25 protein-coding genes are annotated in these 21,930 nt (G+C 73.9%); 8 read left to right on the top strand and 17 right to left on the bottom strand.

Going from position 1 to position 21,930, the window contains the following annotated elements; genetic code table 11:
- Nucleotides 1–3: 3 nt before the first annotated feature.
- On the top strand, nt 4–1,434 hold the full coding sequence (gene mycP / locus JOE68_RS17840) for a type VII secretion-associated serine protease mycosin (protein WP_204843453.1): 1,431 nt from the start codon (nt 4–6) through the stop codon (nt 1,432–1,434).
- Nucleotides 1,435–1,502: 68 nt separating this feature from the next.
- On the opposite strand, the gene JOE68_RS17835 is transcribed toward mycP, so the two are convergent.
- From JOE68_RS17835 to eccB, 3 genes are all read right to left on the bottom strand, one after another.
- On the bottom strand, nt 1,503–2,663 hold the full coding sequence (locus tag JOE68_RS17835) for a WXG100 family type VII secretion target (protein WP_204843452.1): 1,161 nt from the start codon (nt 2,661–2,663) through the stop codon (nt 1,503–1,505).
- A gap of 8 nt (nt 2,664–2,671) precedes the next feature.
- Complete coding sequence (locus JOE68_RS17830; protein ID WP_204843451.1) at nt 2,672–3,022, bottom strand: hypothetical protein; 351 nt, start codon at nt 3,020–3,022, stop codon at nt 2,672–2,674.
- A 64-nt stretch (nt 3,023–3,086) separates the two neighbouring features.
- On the bottom strand, nt 3,087–4,721 hold the full coding sequence (gene eccB / locus JOE68_RS17825) for a type VII secretion protein EccB (RefSeq protein ID WP_204843450.1): 1,635 nt from the start codon (nt 4,719–4,721) through the stop codon (nt 3,087–3,089).
- Between the two features lie 129 nt (nt 4,722–4,850).
- On the opposite strand from eccB, the gene eccE reads away from it, so the two are divergent.
- The 5 genes from eccE to JOE68_RS17800 all read left to right on the top strand — a co-directional run bounded on the left by eccE (nt 4,851) and on the right by JOE68_RS17800 (nt 10,179).
- Nucleotides 4,851–6,188 (top strand): type VII secretion protein EccE, encoded by a 1,338-nt coding sequence (eccE, locus tag JOE68_RS17820; RefSeq protein WP_239562278.1) that lies wholly within the window; start codon nt 4,851–4,853, stop codon nt 6,186–6,188.
- Complete coding sequence (locus JOE68_RS17815; protein WP_204843449.1) at nt 6,185–6,913, top strand: hypothetical protein; 729 nt, start codon at nt 6,185–6,187, stop codon at nt 6,911–6,913. Before eccE ends, JOE68_RS17815 begins: the two co-directional genes overlap by 4 nt.
- A 252-nt stretch (nt 6,914–7,165) precedes the next feature.
- On the top strand, nt 7,166–8,725 hold the full coding sequence (locus tag JOE68_RS17810) for a S8 family peptidase (RefSeq protein WP_204843448.1): 1,560 nt from the start codon (nt 7,166–7,168) through the stop codon (nt 8,723–8,725).
- A 137-nt stretch (nt 8,726–8,862) separates the two neighbouring features.
- Entirely contained in the window at nt 8,863–9,480 is a 618-nt protein-coding gene (locus JOE68_RS17805; RefSeq protein ID WP_204843447.1) for a Uma2 family endonuclease, read from the top strand.
- Nucleotides 9,481–9,534: 54 nt separating this feature from the next.
- The gene (locus tag JOE68_RS17800) at nt 9,535–10,179 is read left to right on the top strand and encodes a Uma2 family endonuclease (protein ID WP_307819724.1); all 645 of its coding nucleotides are present in this window, start codon (nt 9,535–9,537) and stop codon (nt 10,177–10,179) included.
- Nucleotides 10,180–10,197: 18 nt separating this feature from the next.
- Here the strand turns inward: JOE68_RS17800 and JOE68_RS17795 are convergent, their stop codons facing one another.
- Nucleotides 10,198–11,298, bottom strand: coding sequence for a glycosyltransferase family 4 protein (locus tag JOE68_RS17795; RefSeq protein WP_204843445.1), 1,101 nt, complete (start codon nt 11,296–11,298; stop codon nt 10,198–10,200).
- A 49-nt stretch (nt 11,299–11,347) separates the two neighbouring features.
- On the opposite strand from JOE68_RS17795, the gene JOE68_RS17790 reads away from it, so the two are divergent.
- Together JOE68_RS17790 and JOE68_RS32260 are read left to right on the top strand one after the other, a co-directional pair.
- A complete protein-coding gene (locus JOE68_RS17790) occupies nt 11,348–12,136 on the top strand; it encodes a PIG-L deacetylase family protein (RefSeq protein ID WP_204843444.1) in 789 nt (262 codons plus the stop codon).
- A gap of 23 nt (nt 12,137–12,159) precedes the next feature.
- The gene (locus JOE68_RS32260; RefSeq protein WP_204843443.1) at nt 12,160–13,578 is read left to right on the top strand and encodes a lysylphosphatidylglycerol synthase transmembrane domain-containing protein; all 1,419 of its coding nucleotides are present in this window, start codon (nt 12,160–12,162) and stop codon (nt 13,576–13,578) included.
- On the opposite strand, the gene truA is transcribed toward JOE68_RS32260, so the two are convergent.
- The 13 genes from truA to secY form a co-directional block, all read right to left on the bottom strand.
- Nucleotides 13,544–14,335 (bottom strand): tRNA pseudouridine(38-40) synthase TruA, encoded by a 792-nt coding sequence (truA, locus tag JOE68_RS17780; RefSeq protein WP_204843442.1) that lies wholly within the window; start codon nt 14,333–14,335, stop codon nt 13,544–13,546. The genes JOE68_RS32260 and truA overlap by 35 nt on opposite strands.
- A gap of 56 nt (nt 14,336–14,391) precedes the next feature.
- Nucleotides 14,392–14,952 (bottom strand): 50S ribosomal protein L17, encoded by a 561-nt coding sequence (gene rplQ / locus JOE68_RS17775; RefSeq protein WP_204843441.1) that lies wholly within the window; start codon nt 14,950–14,952, stop codon nt 14,392–14,394.
- A gap of 58 nt (nt 14,953–15,010) precedes the next feature.
- The gene (locus tag JOE68_RS17770) at nt 15,011–16,063 is read right to left on the bottom strand and encodes a DNA-directed RNA polymerase subunit alpha (protein WP_204843440.1); all 1,053 of its coding nucleotides are present in this window, start codon (nt 16,061–16,063) and stop codon (nt 15,011–15,013) included.
- 143 nt (nt 16,064–16,206) lie between these two features.
- On the bottom strand, nt 16,207–16,812 hold the full coding sequence (gene rpsD, locus JOE68_RS17765; protein WP_204843439.1) for a 30S ribosomal protein S4: 606 nt from the start codon (nt 16,810–16,812) through the stop codon (nt 16,207–16,209).
- 23 nt (nt 16,813–16,835) lie between these two features.
- On the bottom strand, nt 16,836–17,243 hold the full coding sequence (gene rpsK / locus JOE68_RS17760) for a 30S ribosomal protein S11 (RefSeq protein ID WP_033436732.1): 408 nt from the start codon (nt 17,241–17,243) through the stop codon (nt 16,836–16,838).
- Nucleotides 17,244–17,279: 36 nt separating this feature from the next.
- Complete coding sequence (gene rpsM / locus JOE68_RS17755; RefSeq protein ID WP_204843438.1) at nt 17,280–17,660, bottom strand: 30S ribosomal protein S13; 381 nt, start codon at nt 17,658–17,660, stop codon at nt 17,280–17,282.
- Between the two features lie 219 nt (nt 17,661–17,879).
- The gene (gene rpmJ / locus JOE68_RS17750) at nt 17,880–17,993 is read right to left on the bottom strand and encodes a 50S ribosomal protein L36 (protein ID WP_010148647.1); all 114 of its coding nucleotides are present in this window, start codon (nt 17,991–17,993) and stop codon (nt 17,880–17,882) included.
- A 58-nt stretch (nt 17,994–18,051) separates the two neighbouring features.
- Entirely contained in the window at nt 18,052–18,273 is a 222-nt protein-coding gene (gene infA, locus JOE68_RS17745) for a translation initiation factor IF-1 (RefSeq protein ID WP_005166804.1), read from the bottom strand.
- Nucleotides 18,274–18,487: 214 nt separating this feature from the next.
- Nucleotides 18,488–18,832 (bottom strand): DUF1707 SHOCT-like domain-containing protein, encoded by a 345-nt coding sequence (locus tag JOE68_RS17740; RefSeq protein WP_204843437.1) that lies wholly within the window; start codon nt 18,830–18,832, stop codon nt 18,488–18,490.
- A complete protein-coding gene (locus JOE68_RS17735; RefSeq protein WP_204843436.1) occupies nt 18,829–19,098 on the bottom strand; it encodes a hypothetical protein in 270 nt (89 codons plus the stop codon). Before JOE68_RS17735 ends, JOE68_RS17740 begins: the two co-directional genes overlap by 4 nt.
- A 134-nt stretch (nt 19,099–19,232) precedes the next feature.
- On the bottom strand, nt 19,233–20,006 hold the full coding sequence (map, locus tag JOE68_RS17730) for a type I methionyl aminopeptidase (protein ID WP_204846153.1): 774 nt from the start codon (nt 20,004–20,006) through the stop codon (nt 19,233–19,235).
- A 53-nt stretch (nt 20,007–20,059) separates the two neighbouring features.
- Nucleotides 20,060–20,620: an adenylate kinase gene (locus JOE68_RS17725; protein ID WP_204843435.1), complete on the bottom strand. Its 561-nt coding sequence runs from the start codon at nt 20,618–20,620 to the stop codon at nt 20,060–20,062.
- A complete protein-coding gene (gene secY / locus JOE68_RS17720) occupies nt 20,620–21,930 on the bottom strand; it encodes a preprotein translocase subunit SecY (RefSeq protein WP_204843434.1) in 1,311 nt (436 codons plus the stop codon). The genes JOE68_RS17725 and secY overlap by 1 nt, the downstream gene beginning before the upstream one ends.

Here is a 21,930-nt window from a genome sequence, read left to right as displayed (position 1 = left end):
GCGATGAAGCGGACCGCGCGGAAGGCGGCGGCGGTGACCGCCGTCGCCCTGACCCTGCTGACCGCGCCGGGCGCCCACGCGCAGCCGACGACCGCGCGGGACGCCCGGCCCAACTCGGTCCCGCCACCGGTCGACCTGGCCTACCTGCGGCCGTTCAAGCCGCCGGCCGAGGACGTCGACTACGTGAAGAAGACCGAGTGCATCAGGTCCGGCACCGGCAACCGCCCGATCCCGAACAAGCCGTGGGGCCAGATGCAGCTGCGGCTGGAGGAGGCGCACCGCTTCGCCACCGGCGCGGGCGTCAAGCTGGCCATCATCGACACCGGCGTGAACGCCGAGCACCCGCGCCTCAAGGGCCGGGTGACCGGCGGCGGCGACTACGTGGAGACCGAGAAGAAGGGCCTCTCCGACTGCGACGGCCACGGCACCGAGGTGGCGGGCGTCGCGGCGGCCAGCAGGGACGAGGCCACCGGCTTCGTCGGCGCGGCGCCCGACGCGGAGATCATCTCGTTCCGGCAGACCAGCGACCACTTCGAGTACAAGGACCCGGCCGGCCGGGACAACCGCAACTCGGCGGGCAAGGTCCGCACCCTGGCCGAGGCCGTCGTCGCCGCCGTGGAGGCCGACGCGAAGGTCATCAACATGTCGGTGACCTCCTGCGAGCCGCCGCACGAGCCCAGCGACCAGGAGCGCGAGCTGCAGGCCGCGATCCACTGGGCGGTCAACGTCCGCAACGTCGTGGTCGTGACGGCGGCCGGCAACCTCGGCGGCGAGGGCGACGGCTGCTCGGTGCAGAACGACAACCAGGACGTCGACACCGTCAACGTCGTCGCCTCGCCGCCGTGGTACTCGCAGAACCTGCTCGCCGTGGCGTCGATGGGCGCGACCGGCCGGGTCTCGGAGTTCTCGGTGTGGGGCCCGTGGGTCAGCGTCGCGGCGCCCGGCGAGGACATCACCACCCTGGACCCGGCGGGCCAGGGCCTGACCGACGCGCGGCTGGACGAGCGCGGCGCGCCCAGGCGCATCCAGGGCACGAGCTTCGCCTCGCCGTACGTGGCGGGCGTGGTGGCGCTGGTGCGCCAGCGCTTCCCGGACCTGACCGCGCGCCAGGTCATGGACCGCGTCAAGGCGACGGCCCAGCACCCGGGCAACCCGAGCGGCCGGGACCACAAGGTCGGCGCGGGCATGATCAACCCGGTGGCGGCGCTGACCGCGGAGCTGCCCTCGGAGCAGGGCGCGAAGGCCGCCCCGCCGACCCAGCTGATGACCGACCTCGACCCGCTGAACCCGCCGGACCGCACGCCGCTGATCGTGGCGATGTCGGGCACCGGCGCGGGCGTCGGCCTGCTGCTGCTGACGCTGTTCATCGTCCACACGGTCAACCGCAACCGCGCTCGGCGCGCCGCGGTCCCGGTGCGGCGCAGCAGGATCTGACACCGCCGAACCCCGCGCGAGGCGACCCGCCGCCGCACGGCCCGGGACCGGGCCGTGCGGCGGCGGGGTCAGTCCTCGCCGAGGATCGGCGGCGCGGCCTTCTTGGGCTTGCCCAGCAGCGCCTCGGTGGCGCCGGTGACGCGGACCTTGGACTTGTGCTCCTTGTCCCCGCCCTGCTGGCCGCCCGCGCCCATGCCGCCCATCACCGCGCCGCCCACCACGCCGCCGGCGGCCACACCGGGCGCGCCGGCGCCGGACGCCGGCGCGGCGGGCCGCGGGGCGCTCTCGGCCGGGCGGGGCTCCTGCACCGCGGTCGAACCGCCCGGGGCGAGCGCGGGCTCCGGGGTGACGCCGCCGCCGGGCACACCACCGGCGGACCCACCGGGCACACCACCGGGCACACCACTGGCGGACCCACCGGGCACACCACCGCCGACACCGGCGGAACCGCCACCGACCGGACCGGTGGCGGGGGCGCCGGCGGGGCTCGCGCCACCGGGCGCGGCGCCGGCCGGTGTGGCGCCCGGACCGCCGACGGCCGCCGCGGGCCCACCGCCCCCGCCGCCCGGCGGGGGCGCCCCGCCGGGCGGCGGCGCGGCCCCGGCGGGCCCGGTGAACGCCCAGTCCTGCTCCGGGTACCGGTGCTCCAGCCCGACCGCGGCGAAGCCCGCGGGACCGGACACCTCCTCGCACAGCCGCAGGAACGCCTCCAGGACGTCCCGCACGGCCTCGTGCAGCTCCCCCGCCGGTCCCGCCAGCTCGTCGAGCACCTCGACCACCCGCCGGTCGCCGTCCAGCGGCAGGGCCGCCGCGCCGGACACCGCGTCGGCCGCCTCCGCGAGCACCCGCGCCAGGTCCGCGACGAGGTCCCGCACGCCGTCCGCGGTCAGGTCCAGCGCGTCGCCCATCGCGTGCATCGCGTCGCACAGGTCGTGGCCGGCCGGCCCGACGGCCTGCACGTGCTCGACGAACGAGTCCGCGTCCCTGCCCCGCCACGCCGAGTCGAGCCGGCCCAGCGGCTCGGTCAGGTCCCGCGTCACGCGCTCCGCGACCAGCCCCGCCCGGCGCCACCGCTCGGCTTCCGCGTGCAGGTCGCCCCACGTCCCGACGACCGGCTCGAAGCAGTCCCCGACGAGGTCCCGCACGCCCAGCCGGCGGCTGACCCCGGACAGGTACTCCAGCTCCGGACCGACCTCGGCGGCGAGTTCGCGGCCGTCCCTGCCCCGCATCGAGCCCCCTAGCGCCGGTCGGCGTTCTTGATCAGCGCGACGGCTTCCGCGTCCTGCGAGCCGTAGTACTCGGCCACGGCGCTCAGGCCGCGCGCCGCGGACGCCAGCACCTCGCACGCCCGGTCGAGCTGCCGGCCCAGCAGGTCGGCCGCGCGGCCGTAGGTCTCGGCGCCGCGCAGGGCACGCCCGAGCTCGCCGAAGCTCTCCGGGCGCACCGGGGCGGACCGCAGGTCGGCGCGGGCGCGCGCCAGCTCCCGCGCGGCCTCGTCCACCCGCTTCGCGTACAGCTCGACCCAGCGCGCGTCCACGGCGATCCCGCCGGCGCGCGCCGGGGCCGCGGGTCGTGACACCTCGTCCACCCGGCCACCTCCTGCCCCTGTGACGGGGAGCGGCCCCGGCCGGTTCCCGCGCCGGGGACGCCGGTCAGCCGCCGGCCGCCTGCCCCTGCCCGTCCTCGGGCAGCCGGCCGAGGTCCTTGGGCACCGGGATGGAGTCCCAGCTGCGCACGGCGTCGTTGCGGTTGAGCTGCGGCCCGTTGGGCAGCAGCCGCAGGATCGACTCCGGTCCGGGCGTGAACTGGTCGCCCAGGCCCAGCGCCGCGCTGACCACGGTGTCGGGGATGCCGTACTTCACGCCGCGGCCGGTGACCAGGTGGATCGGGCCGCTGCGGAAGTCCTGGGTGGACGTGGCCGAGCGGACCACCGCCGACTTGCCCGGCGCCATCATGAACTTGCCGACCACCTCGCCGGTCGCCCCGACCTGGTTGATGTCGACGGCCACCGCGTCGCCGGGCACCGGCAGCGACGGCGCGATGGTGACCTGGGTGTGCTGGGACCGGTTGTCGGCGTTGACGTTCTCCGCCCGCCAGTTCAGGCACACCACCCGGTTGTTCTGGTTGGGCTCCAGGGTGTCGGGGACCTCGGCCGGGTAGTCCAGGAAGTCCAGCGGCTGGGCCGGCTTCTTGGTGTCGATGCGGGCGATGTCGACCCGCTTGGCGTCCGCGCCCTGCGCGTAGGCCGCGCGGATCAGGTCGCCCGCCGCCCGGCTGATCTCCTGGAGCGCGTCCTGGAGCGCCACGTAGAACACCGGCTCGGACCCGGTGCGCACGACCTCGATCACGTCGCCCACCTCCAGGTTGACGCCGTTGAGGTAGGTCACCGGGTCGCCGAGGCCGGGGATCTCCGGCGCGCGCAGCGGCTTGGCCTCGGGGATCGCGTTGAGCAGGCCGGAGCTGATGGCGCGGACCGTCTTGTCGCGCAGGTTCAGCGCGGTCAGCACCTCGGGGCGGCTCAGGTCCACCTTGGCCCGCACGGTCGACGTCGAGGTGATCTTCGAGTTCACCGGGGCCTTGTAGATCAGGTAAGCCTGCCGGTCGTCGGTGCCCGCGCGCACCAGCAGCGCCTTGTTGCCGTCCAGCAGCCGGCCGCCGCTCATGCCGGCCAGGACCGTCGTCTCGAACTTCCCCTTGGACGCCGGGTTGTTCAGCGTGTCGTCCAGGTCGAGCGTGTCGCACACGCCCCACTCCGAGCCGATCCGGTCCTCCGGCTTGGCGGGCAGCACGTCGGGGCCGTCCGGGATGCCGGTGAGCCTGCCCTTGGGCAGCCGGGCGAGCGCCTTCTCGCTGACCAGCTTGGGCTCGCCGCCCGCGACGCCGGGCGCGGCGCCGGCCACGCCCGCCTGCGCGTCGCCGCCGGTGACCGCGGGCTGGCCCCGGTCCGGGGACTGCTGGTTGAGCAGCAGCAGCCGCGCGGAGGCCAGGTTGGTCATCGGGATCAGCTGGGTGGGCTGGCGCCGCACCACGTAGACCTGGCCGGTCTCCTTGCTGATCGCGATCTGGGTCTGGTCGTCGATCTTCGGGTCCGGCGAGAAGAAGCCGAACACCAGGAAGCCGATCAGGCCGATGACGCCGAGGATCACACCCACCGCGGTGGCGCGCGAGTGCGTGCGCATCGGATCGTGCAGCATCACCGCGTCCCGGCGCACCAAGGCGGACTGCATCCTGCGCAGCACGAAGCGGTAAGCCTGGACCTGTGACTTGGTGGTGGGTGTTGATGCCATTCTGGCTCGCTGCTCTCCCAGTCGCGGTACGGTCTGCACGATAGCCGGACGGCGGGTGGCGCGTGCGCGGGTTGGTCAGACCCGATCGGTCCACCCGCCGAACGCCGACGGGAAAGAGAACGAGATCGGATGTCCGTGACCGCCCCACATCCGGGCCCGCCCAACCCCGCCGCGGCGCGCGCCCAGGCCGCCGGGGGCGCCGTGCGCGCCGCCCTGCTCCGGGCCCGCCGCCGCGCCACCGGCGCGGGCTTCGGCTCCCTGCCGGTCGCCAACCTGGTGGTCCTGGAGGTCGGCGTCGCGATCGGCCTGGTCCTGCTCGCGATCGGCGCCACCGGCGACGGGATCGCGCCCGCCCTGGCGTACACGGCGGGCGGCATCGTGCTGGTCTCCCTCGTCCTCGCCTTCACGCGCTCCCGGGGCCGCTGGCTGACCCAGTGGATCGGGCTCGTCGCGCGCTACAACCTGCGCGGCCACACCCGCACCGCCAAGCGCAGCGGGCCGGTGGAGATGAAGCCGCCGTCGGAGGAGGAGACCTCGGTCATCGGCCCGGACGACCCGCGCGTGGCGCTGCTGCGGCTGGCCGTGCCGGACCTGGTGGTGGCCAGGGGCGCCGACCACGAGCGCCGCCCGCTGGGCATGGCCTGGCACCAGGGCGCGTGGACGGCCGTGCTGCTGGTCGACCCGGCGCCCGGCCTGGTCACGGCGGTGGGCAGCGCGCCGGCGCTGCCGCTGGGCGCGCTCGCGCCGACCCTGGAGGACCGGGGCGTCGTGCTGGACGCGATCTCGGTCATCTGGCACTGCTACCCGGGCAGCGCGGCGCTGCCGGCGAACTCGCCGGCGCTCAACTCGTACCTGGAGGTGCTGGGCCCGCTGCCGGCGGCGGCCCGGCGCACCACGTGGATCGCGGTGCGGCTGGACCCGAGGCGGTGCGCGGCGGCGATCCGCGAGCGCGGCGGCGGCGTCGTGGGCGCGCACCGGGCGCTGATCGGCGCGCTGTCGCGGGTCCGCAACGCGCTGGAGTCCGCGGGCGTGGCGATCCGGCCGCTGGACCCCGACGAGCTGATCCGCGCCGGCATCTCGGCCGCCGAGCTGACCTCGGTGGCGGGCTCGAACAACGCGGTGTCGCTGCGCGAGAAGTGGTCCGGCGTCACCGCGGGCGGCGTCGGCCACGCCTCCTACGCGATCACCGGCTGGCCGGCCAAGGGGATGCGGAACAACCTCAACGCGCTGACCGGCGTGCGGGCGCTGTCCTCGACGCTGTCGATGACGATCTCGCCGAGCAGCGAGCAGGGCCAGGTCGGCCTGCGCGGCCTGGTACGGGTCTCGGCCCGCACGCCCTCCGAGCTGGGCCGCGCCGACGACCGGATCAAGGCGCTGGCCGACAAGCTGGACGTCACGCTGACCCCGCTGAACGGCCTGCAGGTCGCCGGGCTGGCCGCCACCCTGCCGCTGGGAGGTGTCGCGTGAGCGGCTCGCGGCTGCTGGACACCCGCGGCCAGGGGCGGGGCGTCGCGCCCGAGTTCCTCGTCGCGCCGCAACTGCTGGACGTGGTCTCGCCCTCCGGCGACCGGGGCGGCATGGTGCTGGGCTCGGGCCCGAAGGGCGAGCCGCTGACGATCTCGGTGCTGCGGTCCGCGCCGACCCGCATGGTCGTGGTCGGCGGGCTGTACCTGGCGCGGCAGGTCGCGCTGCGCGCGATGGCGACCGGCGCGTGGATCACCATCGCGACCGGCCGGCCGCAGGCGTGGCAGCCGGTGGTGCGGGCGGCGGGCACGGGCCAGGACGGGCGGCCCTCGCCGCTGGTGCAGCTGCGCCGGCTGAGCCCGGTGGAGCTGCCCCGCCCGTCGGAGGACAGCCCGCTGCTGGTCGTGCACGACGGCGGCCACGTGCCGCAGGAGCTGTTCCCGCCGCGCTCGCCGTGGCAGACGACGATGTACGTGCTGCCGTACCTGCACCCGCAGGCGGCGAGCACCGCCACCACCGCCGACCTGGTGCTGCTGCAGCGGCTGCCGGTCGGGCAGGCGCAGCTGGCCGGCCAGATCTGGCGGCTGCCGCCGCGGATGGCGCACCAGCTGACCACGCTGAAGGACGACCAGGTGATCGCGCTGGGCGCGAACCTGTGGCTCCCGCTGCGGCTGGTGACCACGCCGGGTGAGCAGCAGATCCTGGGCGCCGTCCGCCGCGGCGACTGACCCGTCGGCACGAGCGCGGCGGCGCCCCGGACCCCGAGGTCCGGGGCGCCGTTCGTCGTCCCCGGGGCCTTCACCACTTTGCGTGGCTTCTCGTTCACAGATCGGGTGAATTCTGTGGAAACGCCGTTGGACGGGTATCCCCGGTAGGTCCTTGCCCGAGCACGCAGGGCGAACCGGCGGCGGCTCACCGCGCCCGACAGGGTCCGGGGGCGGCCCGACCGGGCGCCCGGCCCGCGAACAGGAGACCCCGCCATGGGAGACGTCCGCCCGTCCCGGGCCAAGCGGTGGACCGGCGCCGGGGCTGCCGGCGCCGCGTTCGCCGTCACGGCCGCCCTGACCGCTTCGCCCCCGGCCGCCGCCGAGGGCGACGTCCTCGGCCTCGGCGCCGAGAACGCGATCAAGGACAGCTTCATCGTGGTGCTCGACGAGACGAGCACCAGCAGCGCCGCCGAGCTGGGCGCCCAGTACCAGGCGAACGTGAAGCACACCTACACCAGCGCCCTGCGCGGCTTCGCCGCGACCATGAGCGAGGCGAACGCCCGCGAGCTGGCCGCCGACCCGTCGGTCGCCTACGTCCAGCAGGACGTCGAGGTCCGGCTCACCGGCGCCCAGACGCCCACCCCGTCGTGGGGCCTGGACCGCGTCGACCAGGCCGCCCTGCCGCTGGACGACACCTACACCCACCCCAACGAGGGCGAGGGCGTCACCGCCTACATCATCGACACGGGCATCCGCGCCTCGCACGCCGACTTCGGCGGCCGGGTCGCGCCGGGCCGCGACGTCGTGGACGACGACGACGACCCCGCCGACTGCAACGGCCACGGCACGCACGTCGCGGGCACCGTCGGCGGCACGGCGCACGGCGTCGCCAAGAAGGTCGGGCTGGTCGGCGTGCGGGTGCTGGACTGCTCCGGCTCCGGCTCCTACTCGGGCGTGATCGCGGGTATCGACTGGGTGACGGCCAACGCCGCCAAGCCGGCCGTCGCGAACATGTCCCTGGGCGGCGACTCGAACGCGACCGTCGACCAGGCGGTGCGCAACTCCATCGCGGCCGGCGTGACCTACGGCCTGGCCGCGGGCAACGACAAGGGCGGGGACGCGTGCGAGACCTCGCCCGCGCGCGTCGCCGAGGGCATCACCGTCGGCTCGACCGCCCCCACCGACGCGCGCTCGGCGTTCTCCAACATCGGCGGCTGCCTGGACCTCTTCGCGCCGGGCTCGGACATCACCTCCGCCTGGCTCACCGACGACACGGCCACCAAGACCATCAGCGGCACCTCGATGGCCACCCCGCACGTGGTCGGCGCGGCGGCGGTCCACCTGTCCGCGAACCCGTCGGCGACCCCGCAGCAGGTGCGCGACGCCCTGGTGGCGGGCGCGACCCCCGACGTGGTGACCGACGCCGGCAGCGGCTCGCCGAACAAGCTGCTGCGCGTGGTCGGCGGCGCCGCCCCGCCGCCCGACGGCTGCCCGGCGCAGACCAGCGACACCGACGTGCCCGTGCCGGACCGGGGCACCGCCGGCAGCACCATCACCGTCACCGGCTGCGCCGGCAAGGCCGGGTCGGGGGCCACCGTCGAGGTGCACGTCAAGCACCCCCACCGCGGTGACCTGTCGATCGACCTGGTCGCCCCGAGCGGCGCGGTGCAGCGGCTCAAGCCGCAGAGCGGGTCGGACGGCGCGGACGACGTCGACGCGACCTTCCCGGTGGACCTGTCGGCGGAGGACGCGAACGGCGCCTGGGAGCTGCGCGTGCGCGACTGGTACGGCCAGGACACCGGCCACATCGACTCCTGGACGCTCGACCTGTGACCCGACCGCGGCGACCCGACCGCGGCGACCCGACCGGCCCCCGCACCGCCCGCGGTGCGGGGGCCGTCGCGCGCCATCACCCGTTTGGCGGCTTGTGGAACACTGATCACCCGACATCGAGTCAAGAGGGTGGGACCGTGGCCGCAGCACCGGAGCACGGGTACGCGCCGCGGACGACCAGGCCGTACCCGGCGATCGGCCCGCACACCGTCGAGGACTGGCTGGACCTGCCGCCCACGGTGGACGGCTCGCGCATCGAACTGATCCTCGGAGACCTCCACGTGACTTCCGCGCCCTCCGGTGAGCACCAGTACGCGGCCAGCCGGCTCATCCGCCCCCTGGAGGACGCCGTCGCCGCCGCCCGGCAGACCGGCTTCTACGTGGTCACGGCGGTGGGCGTGCGGATCACCACCCCCTTCCGCACGGCGCTGGTCCCCGACGTGGTGGTGCTCAACCAGCCACCGGTCGGCGCGAGCTTCCCGGCCGAGGCCCTGGCCCTGGCCGTGGAGGTCTGGTCGCCCGGCAACTCGCTCGCGGAGCGCCAGTTCACGATGCTCGGCTACGCGGGCGCCGGCGTGCCGTTCTTCTGGGCGGTCGACCGGCAGGGCGCGCACGACGGCCTGCGCCTGACCGCGTACCGCCTGGACAAGGGCGCGTACCGGGAGGAGAACGCCCTCAAGCCGGGCGAGGCCGCCGCCGTCACCGCCTCACCGGTCCCGATCACCCTGGACGTCGCCGACCTGACCGTCTACTGACTCCACCGGGCCGCTGTCGCATGACCTCACCCGTTTGGTGGACCATGGAACACTGTGGTCGGAGTCGAACCGGGAGGTGGAGCCGTGTCCGCAGCTCCGGAACAGGGGTACGGGCCACCGGGCGCCCCTCGTCGCCCGGCGATCGGCCCGCACACCGTCGAGGACTGGTTGGCCCTGAACCCCACCGCGGACGGGTCACGCGTCGAGTTGATCCTTGGACACATCCACGTGAGCCCCGCACCCTCCGGCGAGCACCAGCTCGCCGCGTTCACCCTCGCCCTGGCGATCCGAGAGGCCGTGCGCGCCGCGGGGCGGTCGGACCTGCACGTGGTCCCCGCCGTGAACGTGCGGATCTCCACGGCGTTCCGCACCGCGCTGATCCCGGACGTGGTGGTGCTGACCAGACCCCCCGTCGGGGTGAGCTTCCCGGCCGAGGCCCTGGCCCTGGCCGTGGAGATCTGGTCACCTGGAAACCCGCGCGTGGAGCGCGAGCTGAAGATGCTCGGCTACGCGGGCGCAGGGGTGCCGTTCTTCTGGGCGGTCGACCAGTCCAGCGAACTCAGCGAGCCGCGGCTGACCGCGTACCGCCTGGACGAGGGCCTCTACCGGGAGGAGGACGTCCTCAAGCCGGGCACGGAGGCCCCGATCACCGCCTCGCCGGTCCCGTTCCGGCTGGACATCTCCGACCTGGCGGTCTAGCCGCGCCGGTCGTGCGGTTCAGCGGTGCCGGCCGGTGGCGCGGTCGGCGCGCCTCGCCCGGTCCCGGCACTCCGCCAGGGCCTCCAGCACCCGCGGCCACGTGCAGGCCGGGTCGGTGTCGCGGTTGTGCCGGGCGATGCGCCGGCGCTCGGCGCGGTCGGCGGCCAGGCGGGTCACCGCGCCCGCCAGGTCGTCCGACAGCAGGCCCTCCACGCCGTCCCGCACGAAGTCCGCCACCCCCGTGCCCGGCCGGGCGACCACCGGCACGCCGGCCGTCCTCGCCTCCAGCGCCGCCAGCCCGAACGCCTCCGCCGCCGTCGGGTTGACGAACAGGTCCGCGCCCGCCAGCAGCCGCACCACCCCGTCGCGGTCCAGCCGGCCCGGCAGGCTCACCCAGTCCATGCCGTGCCGGCGCAGGTAGCGGCGCATCGCGGGCAGCTCCGGCCCCGCACCGGCGATCGTCGCCCTCAGGTCCCCCACCCGCCGCCGCACCTCCCGCAGCACGGCCAGCAGGTGCATCGGCTGCTTGCGGGGCGCCAGCCGCCCCACCGACACCACGTGCACCGCGCCGTCCGGCCGCTGCGCCGGGATGCCCCGCCACAGCTCGGGCGCGATGCCGTTGGGCACCACCGCCACCGGCACGCCCGGCAGCGCCACCCGCACCCGCTCGGCGGCGGCCCGGCTCACCGCGGCCAGCACGAGCGGCGCGCGGGTCCAACCCCGCCACCGGTCCAGCCCGCCGTACAGGCGCCGCACCACCGGGTCCCACATGCTGTGCACGATCGCAACCGTCGGCAGGCCGAGCCGCAACGCCGACCGGATCCCCGACCACCCGAACGGCGAGACCGCGCCCAGGTGCACGTAGACGACCTCCGGCCGCAGCCCCGCCAGCAGCCGGTCCAGGTGGGCGCCCGCCCGCGGGTGCACCGGCGGGCTGCCCGGCAGGCGGGCGGTGATGCGGTGCACGGCGTACCCGGGTCGCTGCTCGGCGTGCCGGGTGGCGGTGACGACGTGCACCTGCTCGCCGGTCCGGCGTTGCGCGTCGGCCAGGCCGGCGACCTGGACCTCGATCCCGCCCAGGCGCGGGAGGAAGCAGTCGGTGAGGTGGACGGTCGACACGGGCCCTCCCGTCAAGCCGCCGGACGGAGCAACTGACACTCTTGCACCTGTGAGCCGAACGTGCGTGTTCTTCCACGCCCACCCGGACGACGAGGCCCTGCTGACCGGCGGGACGATGGCCCGCCTCGCGGCCGAGGGGCACCGGGTCGTCCTCGTCGTGGCGACGGCGGGCGAGCGCGGGCTCTCGGCGGCGCGCGGGGACCTGGGCGCGGTGCGGACGAGGGAGGCGCACGCGTCGGCGAAGGCGCTGGGCTGCGCGCGCGTCGAGTTCCTCGGCTACGAGGACTCGGGGCTCGACGGCTCGGGCGGGTCCGGGCGGAACGGGTCCGGCTCGGGCGGGTCCGGGCCGGGCGGTTTTGCGCGGGCGGGGGTGCCGGAGGCGGCGGACCGGCTGGCGGAGTTGCTGCACGAGGAACGCGCGGACCTGCTGACCACCTACGACCCGACCGGCGGCTACGGCCACCCCGACCACGTGCAGGTGCACCGGGTGGGCGCGCTGGCGGCGGAGCTCGCCGGCACGCCGAGGGTCTGGGAGGCCACCGTCGACCGGACCCTGCTGCTGCGCGGCCTGCGCCTGGCGAGGCTGGCCCGCGACTTCGACCTGACCCCGTTCACGACGGCCTACACCCCGCGCCACCGGATCACCCACCGGGTCGACGTGCGGCGGTACGCCCCGCAGAAGCGGGCCGCCCTGGCGGCCCACGCGACCCAGACGACGGGCGGCGACGGGCCCCGGACCCTCACCGCCCTGCTGAGCCTGCCCGGCCCCCTGTTCCGCCTGGTCCTGGGCACCGAGTGGTACGTCGAGCGCAAGCGCTTGCGGGCCTGGAGCCGGTGAACCGCGGAAAGTGTCGGTGCGCCGTGGGACGATCGAACCGGGGGCCGGAGGCCAACCCCGATCCCCGATCCGGGCAGGGACCCGAGCGGGGATCCGGGCGGAAACCCGAGCAGGAACCCAGGCGCGCGGCCAGGCCCGAGCCCCCGCCACCCGGCACCACGCCGCACGCACCGCCCGACCCCACACCACCGCCCGACCCCGCACCGGCACCACCCGGCTCCGCATCTGCACCACCGCCCGACCCCGCACCGCCCGACCCCGCACCGCCCGACCCCGCACCGCCCGACCCCGCACCGCCCGACCCCGCACCACCCGACCCCGCACCACCCGACCCCGCACCACCCGACCCGACACCGCTCGACCACGCACCGGCGCTACCCGACCCCGCACCACCCGGCCCAGCACCGGCACCACCACCCGGCGCCGACCGGACCGGCGCCGACCGGACCGCCGGCGACCCCGCCGACCGCCCGACCCGCCCGCACACCCGCACCCGCACGCGCACCCGCACCTGGCTGCGCGCCGCCGCCTCCGCCGCCTCCCTGGCGCTGGCCGCCTACCTGGTCGCCGCCCTGGTCCCCGCCCTCGGCGGCGTCGGCTGGGCCGCCCTCGGGCAGCGGCTGGCCGACGTGGGCCCCGCCCCGCTGCTCGGCCTCACCGCCCTGTGGCTGGCCGGCCTCTGGGCCTACACCCACGTCCTCACCGGCTCGCTGCCCGGCCTGCGCCGCGCCCGGGCGTTCAGCCTCAACGCCGCCGGCAGCGCGGTCAGCAACCTGCTCCCGTTCGGCGGCGCGGCCGGTGTCGCGGTGACCGCCGTGATGGCGTCGAGCTGGGGCCACACCGCGCGCGCCATCGCCACGTCGGCCGTCGTCACCGGCCTGTGGAACGCCGTCTTCCGGGTCGCCCTGCCGGTGGTGGCGCTGGCCGTCCAGGGCGCGGCCGTCCTCGGCCACGGCGTCCTGGCCGCCACCACCGCCACCGCCGGCGCGCTGGCGCTCGCCGTCGTGGCCCTCACCAGGCTGCGGTGGCTCGCCGGGCTGCTCGGGGGCCGGGCCCGCCGCTGGCTGCTGCGCCTGCACCGCGAGACGGGCCAGGTCGTCCGCGCCGGCTGGGTCGGCATGACCCTGGGCATGACCGCCTACCTGGTGCTCCAGGCGCTGCTGCTGTGGTGCTGCCTGGCCGCCACCGGCGCCCGGCTCCCGCTCGCCGCGCTGGTCGCCGCGTTCGCCGTCAGCCGCCTGCTCACCCTGGCGGTGATCACGCCCGGCGGGTTCGGGGTCAGCGAGAACGGCACGATCGCGCTGCTGCTCGCCCTGGGCACGCCGCCCGAGCCGGCCGCAGCGGGCGTGCTGCTGTTCGCGTTCTTCACCTACGTGCTGGAGATCCCGCTCGGTGGGGCGCTGTGGCTCAGCTGGTCGGTGCGCCGCGCACGTTCCGCGTGACCAGCGCCCGCGCGGCCAGGTCCGCGTCCTGCGGGTAGTCCACCCGCACCAGCGACAACCCGTGCGGCGGCGCGACCGTCACCGCGCTCGACCGGGTGGTGGAGGCCAGCAGCGAAGCGGGCCACGGCACCGGCTTGCGCCCCTCGCCCACCGCCAGCAGCGCGCCGACCAGGCTGCGCACCATCGAGTGGCAGAACGCGTCCGCCGACACGCGGGCGGTCAGCACGTCGCCGGACCGCTCCCAGGTCAGGCGCTGCAGCTCGCGGATGGTGGTCGCGCCCTCCCGCCGCTTGCAGAACGCGCAGAAGTCCCGCTCCCCCAGCAGCAGGGCCGACGCCGCGTTCAGCGCGCCCTCGTCCAGCGGGCGCGGCCACGCCAGGGTGTCCGCGCGCCGCAGCGGGTGCGCGCCGTGCGGGGCGTCGGTCACCCGGTACTCGTAGTGCCGCCGCAGCGCCGAGAACCGCGCGTCGAACGCCGGCGGCACGACGCGGGCGGAGAAGACCCGGACGTCGGCGGGCAGGGCGCGCGCCAGCCGGCGGGGCAGCCCGGCGACGTCCACCGCGGCCGGGAGGTCGGCGTGCGCCACCTGGCCGGCCGCGTGCACGCCGGCGTCCGTCCGGCCCGCCACGGTCAGGTTCACGTCCTCGCGCAGCACCGTGGACATGGTGTCCTCCAGCACCCCGCACACCGTGCGGCGCTCCGGCTGCCGCGCCCAGCCGGAGAACCCCGTGCCGTCGTAGGCGAGGTCCAGGCGCACGCGAACGAGCCCGTCACCCCCTGAGGGGGCGACGGGCTCGTCGGCGAGCAGGTCGGTCAGGACTTGTCCTTCTCGGCCTTGGTGGTGTCGTCGTCCGCGGCGCCCTCGGCGGGCTCCTCGGCGGCGTCCTTGGTGGCCGACTCGGGCGCTTCCGCGTCCTGGTCCGCGACCTCGGCGGTGTCCGCGGGGGCGGCGGCCTCGGGGGCCTCGTCCTTGGCGAACTTGGTCTTGCGGGCCCGCTCGGCCTCGGACGTGACGGTCTTCTCCGCCACCAGCTCGATCACGGCCATGGGGGCGTTGTCGCCCTTGCGCGGCAGCGTCTTGGTGATGCGGGTGTAACCGCCCGGCCGGTCCGCGAACTGCGGGCCGATCTCGGCGAACAGCTTGTGCACGACGTCCTTGTCGCGGATGACCTTGAGGATCTCGCGACGGTTGTGCAGGTCGCCGACCTTCGCCTTGCTGATCAGCTTCTCGGCGTAGGGGCGCAGCCGCTTGGCCTTCGCCTCCGTGGTCGTGATCCGACCGTGGGTGAACAGCGACGTGGCCAGGTTGGCCAGCATGAGCCGCTCATGGGCCGGCGAGCCCCCGAGACGGGGTCCCTTGGTGGGGGTAGGCATCGAATTGCTCCTCGGATTACTTTCTGATCCTCTGCTCCGGCCCGGCCGTCAAGCGGCCTCAGAGCTGCTCGGTCTCCGCGTAGTCCTGGCCGTCGTCGTGGGTGTCCACGGTCGTGTCCGCGCCCCAGCCCTCGGCGGGGTACTCGGACGCGGCGGCCGACGGGTCGAACCCGGGGGGGCTGTCCTTCAGCGCGAGGCCGAGGCCGACGAGCTTCATCTTGACCTCGTCGATCGACTTGGCGCCGAAGTTGCGGATGTCCAGCAGGTCCGCCTCGCTGCGCGAGACCAGCTCGCCCACCGTGTGGATGCCCTCGCGCTTGAGGCAGTTGTAGGACCGGACGGTGAGGTCCAGGTCCTCGATCGGCATCGCGAACGCCGCGATGGTGTCCGCCTCGGCGGGCGACGGTCCGATCTCGATGCCCTCGGCGTCGACGTTCAGCTCGCGCGCGAGGCCGAACAGCTCCACCAGCGTCTTGCCCGCCGACGCGACGGCGTCGCGCGGCGTGATGGAGGGCTTGGTCTCCACGTCGAGGATCAGCTTGTCGAAGTCGGTCCGCTGCTCGACACGGGTGGCCTCGACCTTGTAGGTCACCTTCATGACGGGCGAGTAGATCGAGTCGACGGGGATGCGGCCGATCTCGGCTCCGGCCTGCTTGTTCTGCACGGCGGGGACGTAGCCGCGACCGCGCTCGACCACGAGCTCGATCTCCAGCTTGCCCTTGCCGTTCAGGGTCGCGATGTGCAGGTCGGGGTTGTGCACCGTGACACCGGCCGGGGGCACGATGTCGCCGGCGGTCACCGCGCCCGGCCCCTGCTTGCGCAGGTACATGGTCACCGGCTCGTCCTCCTCGGAGCTGACGACCAGCTCCTTGAGGTTGAGGATGATGTCGGTGACGTCCTCCTTCACGCCGGGGACGGTCGTGAACTCGTGCAGCACGCCGTCGATGCGGATGCTGGTCACGGCCGCGCCGGGGATGGAGGACAGCAGGGTGCGGCGGATGGAGTTGCCGAGGGTGTAGCCGAAGCCCGGCTCCAGCGGCTCGATGACGAACCGGGAGCGGGTCTCGTTGACCGCTTCCTCGCTGAGCGAGGGGCGCTGGGAAATCAGCATCGGGTTCTTCCTCTCTCAAACCCGGCGACCGCCATATGACGCCGGGAGTGCCGGTCGCGGAGACCGGCGAACGCGTGCGGCACACCATTCCGTGCCGTCGCGGGACCCGACCGGGGGACGGCGTGGGCCGTCCCCCGGGAGGATCACTTCGAGTAGAGCTCGACGATGAGCTGCTCGGTGACGGGCGTGTCGATCTGCGCCCGCTCCGGCAGCTGGTGCACCAGGACGCGCAGGTTGGACTGCACGACCTGGAGCCACGCCGGGATGGGACGGTCGCCGAACGACGCGCGCGCGGCCTCGAAGGGCAGCGTGGGCAGCGACTTCGGCTTCACGTCGATGATGTCGAACTTCGACACCCGGTAGCTCGGGATGTTCACCTTGTGGCCGTTGACCAGGAAGTGCCCGTGGCTGACCAGCTGGCGGGCCTGGCGGCGGGTGCGCGCGAGACCCGCGCGGTACACCACGTTGTCCAGGCGGGACTCCAGGATCTGCAGCAGGTTCTCACCGGTCTTGCCGGTGCGGCGGACCGCTTCCTCGTAGTAGCGGCGGAACTGCTTCTCCAGCACGCCGTACGTGTAGCGGGCCTTCTGCTTCTCCTGGAGCTGGAGCAGGTACTCCGACTCCTTGATCCGGCCGCGGCCGTGCTGGCCGGGCGGGTAGGGGCGCCGCTCGAACGCCTGGTCGCCGCCGACGAGGTCGACCTTGAGCCGGCGGGAGATGCGGGTGGCTGGTCCCGTGTAGCGAGCCATGTGTGCTTACTCCTCCCCGTGCCTCAGACCCGGCGCCGCTTGGGCGGGCGGCAGCCGTTGTGGGGCTGCGGGGTCACGTCCTGGATGGTGCCGACCTCCAGGCCGGCGGCCTGGAGCGAGCGGATCGCGGTCTCGCGGCCGGAGCCGGGACCCTTCACGAACACGTCGACCTTGCGCATGCCGTGCTCGGCGGCCTTGCGGGCGGCGTTCTCGGCGGCCATCTGGGCGGCGAACGGCGTCGACTTGCGGGAGCCCTTGAAGCCGACGTGGCCGGCGGAGGCCCAGCTGATCACGTTGCCCATCGGGTCCGTGATGGACACGATGGTGTTGTTGAACGTGCTCTTGATGTGCGCCTGGCCGTGCGAGACGTTCTTCTTCTCCTTGCGCCGGACCTTCTTGACCCCGGCGCCCGTGCGGGACTTGGGTGGCATCTCTGGGTGATCTCCTACTTGCTGGTTCGCGAGGTCTTACTTCTTGCCGGCCTTCTTCTTGCCCGCAACGGTCTTCTTCGGACCCTTACGAGTGCGCGCGTTCGTCTTGGTGCGCTGCCCGCGGACGGGCAGGTTGCGACGGTGGCGCAGGCCCTCGTAGCAGCCGATTTCCATCTTGCGGCGGATGTCGGCCTGAACCTCGCGGCGGAGGTCACCCTCGACCTTGAAGTTGTTCTCGATGTAGTCCCGCAGCTTGGCGAGGTCGTCGTCGCCGAGGTCCTTGACGCGCAGGTCGGGGGACACCCCGGTGGCGATCAGCAGTTCCTTGGAACGGGTGCGACCAATGCCGAAGATGTAGGTGAGCGCGATCTCCATCCGCTTCTCGCGGGGGAGGTCGACGCCAGCGAGTCGTGCCATACGGCGCTTGCTCCTGTCGGTTCGCCCCAGGTCTGCTCCTCGCCCGATTCCGGGACTGACTCGCTGTGTCAGCACCGACCGCTCTCACGGCCGGTGTCCCGGCCCCGGCCTGGGTTCCGGGGGTGTGCGCCACCGCGGTGCACGGTGGTGGCGCAGGTGCGAAGAGGCTTGCTTGTGTCGCGTCCGCGAGGACCACGACGTCGTGCTAGGCGGCTCTGGTCAGCCCTGGCGCTGCTTGTGGCGCAGGTTCTCGCAGATCACCATGACCCGGCCGTGGCGGCGGATCACCTTGCACTTGTCGCAGATCTTCTTGACGCTCGGCTGGACCTTCACGCCTGAGCTCTCCTGCTCGTAACCAGGTGCCCGGCGAGTTGCGCGGACACCGTGGAGGTCACTTGTAGCGGTAGACGATGCGCCCGCGGGACAGGTCGTAGGGCGAGAGCTCCACGACAACCCGGTCCTCTGGGAGGATGCGGATGTAGTGCTGACGCATCTTGCCGCTGATGTGTGCCAGGACCTTGTGCCCGTTCTCCAACTCGACGCGGAACATCGCGTTGGGGAGCGGCTCGACTACGCGGCCCTCGACCTCAATGGCCCCGTCCTTCTTGCCCATGTCCTCCGCGTTTCGTGACGGTGGGTGCTTCACTGGTGGGTTGCGGCCACGCGGAGCCCCGACTCCTTCAAGGCCCTTGCGAACCCTGCCAGCCGTCTTCTAGCGTCACGGGCATGGCGGAACCGGCGCTACGAGTGCGCCACCCGTCCATAGTACGCGCGTGGGCGAGGATGCCCAAATCGGGGCCGGTCAAGGCCGGTGCGGCGCCCGGGCGTCACGGCGCGAGGAGCACCAGCAGGCCCCCCAGCAGGGCGATCCACACCCACCAGGGGTGCACCGGCTCGCCGAGCACCAGGCACAGCGCGCCCCACGCCACGAGGTTCGCCGCCGTCACCGCGAGGTGGAGGACCACCCGCTTGCCCCTCGACCGCCGGGCGGGCGGGCGCGGGGCGTCGGGCGGCAGGTCGCCGGTGAGCGCCACCAGCTCGGCGTAGCTGTCGGCGGCGGCGACGCGCCGGACGCGCTCCCCGTACTCCGCCTCGGTCAGCCGGCCCGCGGCCCGCGCCCGGGTCAGCTCGTCGGCGACGGCCGCGCGGTCGGCGCGCCGGAAGTCGTTCACCTCCGCTGCCTGCCGGACACGAGCCAGGCGACGCCGAGCACCGAGCCGGCGGGCAGCGCCACCCACGGGAACCACGGGGGCGCGAGACCCCCGCCGCCCAGCAGGCCGGCCAGGAACCAGAGGGTGAGGCCCAGCGCGCCCGCGCTGAGCCAGAGGACCGCGAGGACCCGGAACGCGGCCCTCGCGCCGCCGGGCGGCTCGTCGGCGGGCGGCGGCGGTCGGTGGCCGGCGGTGGCGGGCGGCGGGGTCCGGTGGGGCTGCGTCACCGGTCCATCGTGGCGCGGGGCGGCCAGCCGCAGAAGGGGGCGGGCCCCCGGCCCGGCGGTCCGGACCGCACCCGTCCCGGTGCTCGGGACCGCACCCGGCCCGGTGCCCCGCCGCGGGGGCGGGGCCGCGCTGCTCACTCCTCCGGGGCGGTGAGGACCCACGGGCCGTCGTCGGTGATGGCGACGCTGTGCTCCCAGTGGGCGGCCCGCGAGCCGTCCTCCGTGATCACGGTCCAGCCGTCGTCCAGCTCCTTCGTGCGCTCGCTGCCCAGCGTCAGCATGGGCTCGATGGCGATCGCCATGCCCACCTTGAGCCGGGCGCCCTTGCCGGGCTTGCCGTAGTTCGGCAGGAACGGGTCCATGTGCATCTCGGTGCCGATGCCGTGGCCGCCGTAGCCCTCGACGATGCCGTACTCGACGCCGTCCCGCTCCCCCGCCAGGATCGTGGCCGACTCGATGGCGAACGAGATGTCGCCCAGCCGCCCGCCGGGCACGGCCGCCTCGATGCCCGCGAGCATCGACGCGCGGGTCGCCTCGGACAGCTTCGCCTCGGCCTCGGTCACGGCGCCCACCGCGAGGGTGACCGCCGAGTCGCCGTGCCAGCCGTCCAGGATCGCGCCGCAGTCGATCGAGATCAGGTCGCCCTCGGCCAGGACCTGGGTCCGGGCCGGGATGCCGTGGACGACCTGCTCGTTGACCGAGGCGCAGATGCTCGCCGGGAAGCCGTGGTAGCCCTTGAAGCTCGGCACCGCGCCCGCGTCCCGGATGGTCTGCTCGGCCAGCTCGTCCAGCTCGGCCGTGCTCACGCCGGGCGCGGTGTGCTCGGTCAGCAGCGCCAGGGTCCGCGCCACGACCAGGCCGGCGGCCCGCATGGCCTCCAGCTGGCCGCGGCTCTTGATCTGGATCATGCGGTCGCGACCGCCCGGTACGGCCCTGCGCAGGACGTCGAGGAGACCACCGGTCACCTCTCGTCGCGCTGCGACCGCAGCGCCCGCAGCGCCCGCTCGCTGATCTCCTCCACGTCGCCGACCGCGTCGATGGACACGACGATCCCGGAGTAGTGGTCGAGCAGCGGAGCGGTCTCCGAGCGGTACACCTGCTGGCGGTGGCGGATGACCTCTTCCTTGTCGTCCGCCCGGCCGCGCGCCAGGAGCCGCTCCACGACGACGTCCTCGGGGACGCGGAACTCCACCACGGCGTCCAGCGCGGCGTCGTCCGCGGCGAGGATCTCGGCGAGCACGGCCGCCTGGGCGACGTTGCGGGGGAAGCCGTCGAGCAGGAAGCCGTTCGCGGCGTCCGGCTGCGACAGGCGGTCCCGGACCATCTCGTTGGTCACCTCGTCCGGCACCAGCTCGCCGGAGTCCAGGTACTCCTGGACCTCCTTGCCGAGGTCGGTCTGCTGGCTGATGTGGGCGCGGAAGAGGTCCCCGGTGGAGATGTGCGGCACGCCGAGCTTGGTCTTGAGCAGTTCGGCCTGAGTGCCCTTGCCCGCTCCGGGCGGGCCGACGAGAACGAGTCGCACTAGCGGAGGAACCCTTCGTAATTGCGCTGCATGAGCTGGCTCTCGATCTGCTTAACAGTGTCGAGGCCGACACCCACCATGATCAGCACCGCCGTGCCGCCGAACGGGAAGTTCTGGTTCTGGCCCTGGTCGGTGATGTCCAGGAAGAAGTTCGGCAGGATGGCGACGATGCCCAGGTAGATCGAGCCAGGCAGCGTGATCCGCCCCAGGACGAAGCGGAGGTACTCGGCGGTGGGTCGACCCGGTCGGATACCCGGGATGAACCCGCCGAACTTCTTCATCTCGTCGGCGCGCTCGTCCGGGTTGAACGTGATGCCGACGTAGAAGTAGGTGAAGAAGACGATCAGCAGGAAGTACAGCGCGATGTGCACCGGGCTGGACTGGGTCACCAGGTGCGTCGCGACGAAGGTCGCGAACCAACCGGGCGCCGACCCGTCGGTCGAGGCGGTCAGCCGCGAGATCAGGTCGGGCAGGTAGAGCAGCGAGGAGGCGAAGATGACCGGGATGACGCCGGCCTGGTTCACCTTCAGCGGCAGGTAGGTCGAGGTGCCGCCGTACATCCGGCGGCCGATCATGCGCTTCGCGTACTGCACCGGGATGCGGCGCTGGGCCTGCTCGACGTAGATGACGCTCGCGATGATCAGCAGCGCCGCCACGCAGACCAGGAAGAAGGTCAGGCCGCCGCGGTTGAGGATGAGGCCGCCCTCGGCCGGGATGCGGGCCGCGATGCCGGTGAAGATCAGCAGCGACATGCCGTTGCCGATCCCCTTCTCGGTGATGATCTCACCGAGCCACATGATGACGCTGGTGCCGGCCGTCATGGTGACGATCAGGACGATGAGCGTCCAGACGCCCTGCTCGGGGATGACGTCGACGTCGCAGTTGGCGAACAGCTGGCCGCGCACGGCCAGCGCCACGATGCCGGTCGACTGGAGGACCGCGAGCGCGATGGTCAGGTAGCGGGTGTACTGGGTCAGCTTGCCCTGACCCGCCTGGCCTTCCTTCTTCAGCTGCTCGAACCGCGGGATGACCACGGTGAGCAGCTGGATGATGATGCTCGCGGTGATGTAGGGCATGATGCCCAGCGCGAAGATCGACAAGTTCAGCAGCGCACCGCCGCTGAACAGGTTGATCAGGGAGTAGATCCCCTGCTGGTCGACCTGCTCGACGCAGATCTTGACGTTCTTGAAGGAGACGCCCGGCGCGGGCATGGTCGCGCCCAACCGGTACACCACGATGATCCCCAGCGTGAAGAGGATCTTCTTCCGTAGGTCCGGCGTCGCGAGAGCCGAGCGGAATGCGCCGAGCAC

It is taken from the genome of Saccharothrix algeriensis, assembly GCF_016907655.1.
In the GTDB taxonomy this organism is placed as follows: domain Bacteria; phylum Actinomycetota; class Actinomycetes; order Mycobacteriales; family Pseudonocardiaceae; genus Actinosynnema; species Actinosynnema algeriense.
This window is presented reverse-complemented; position numbering and strand designations above follow the sequence as displayed.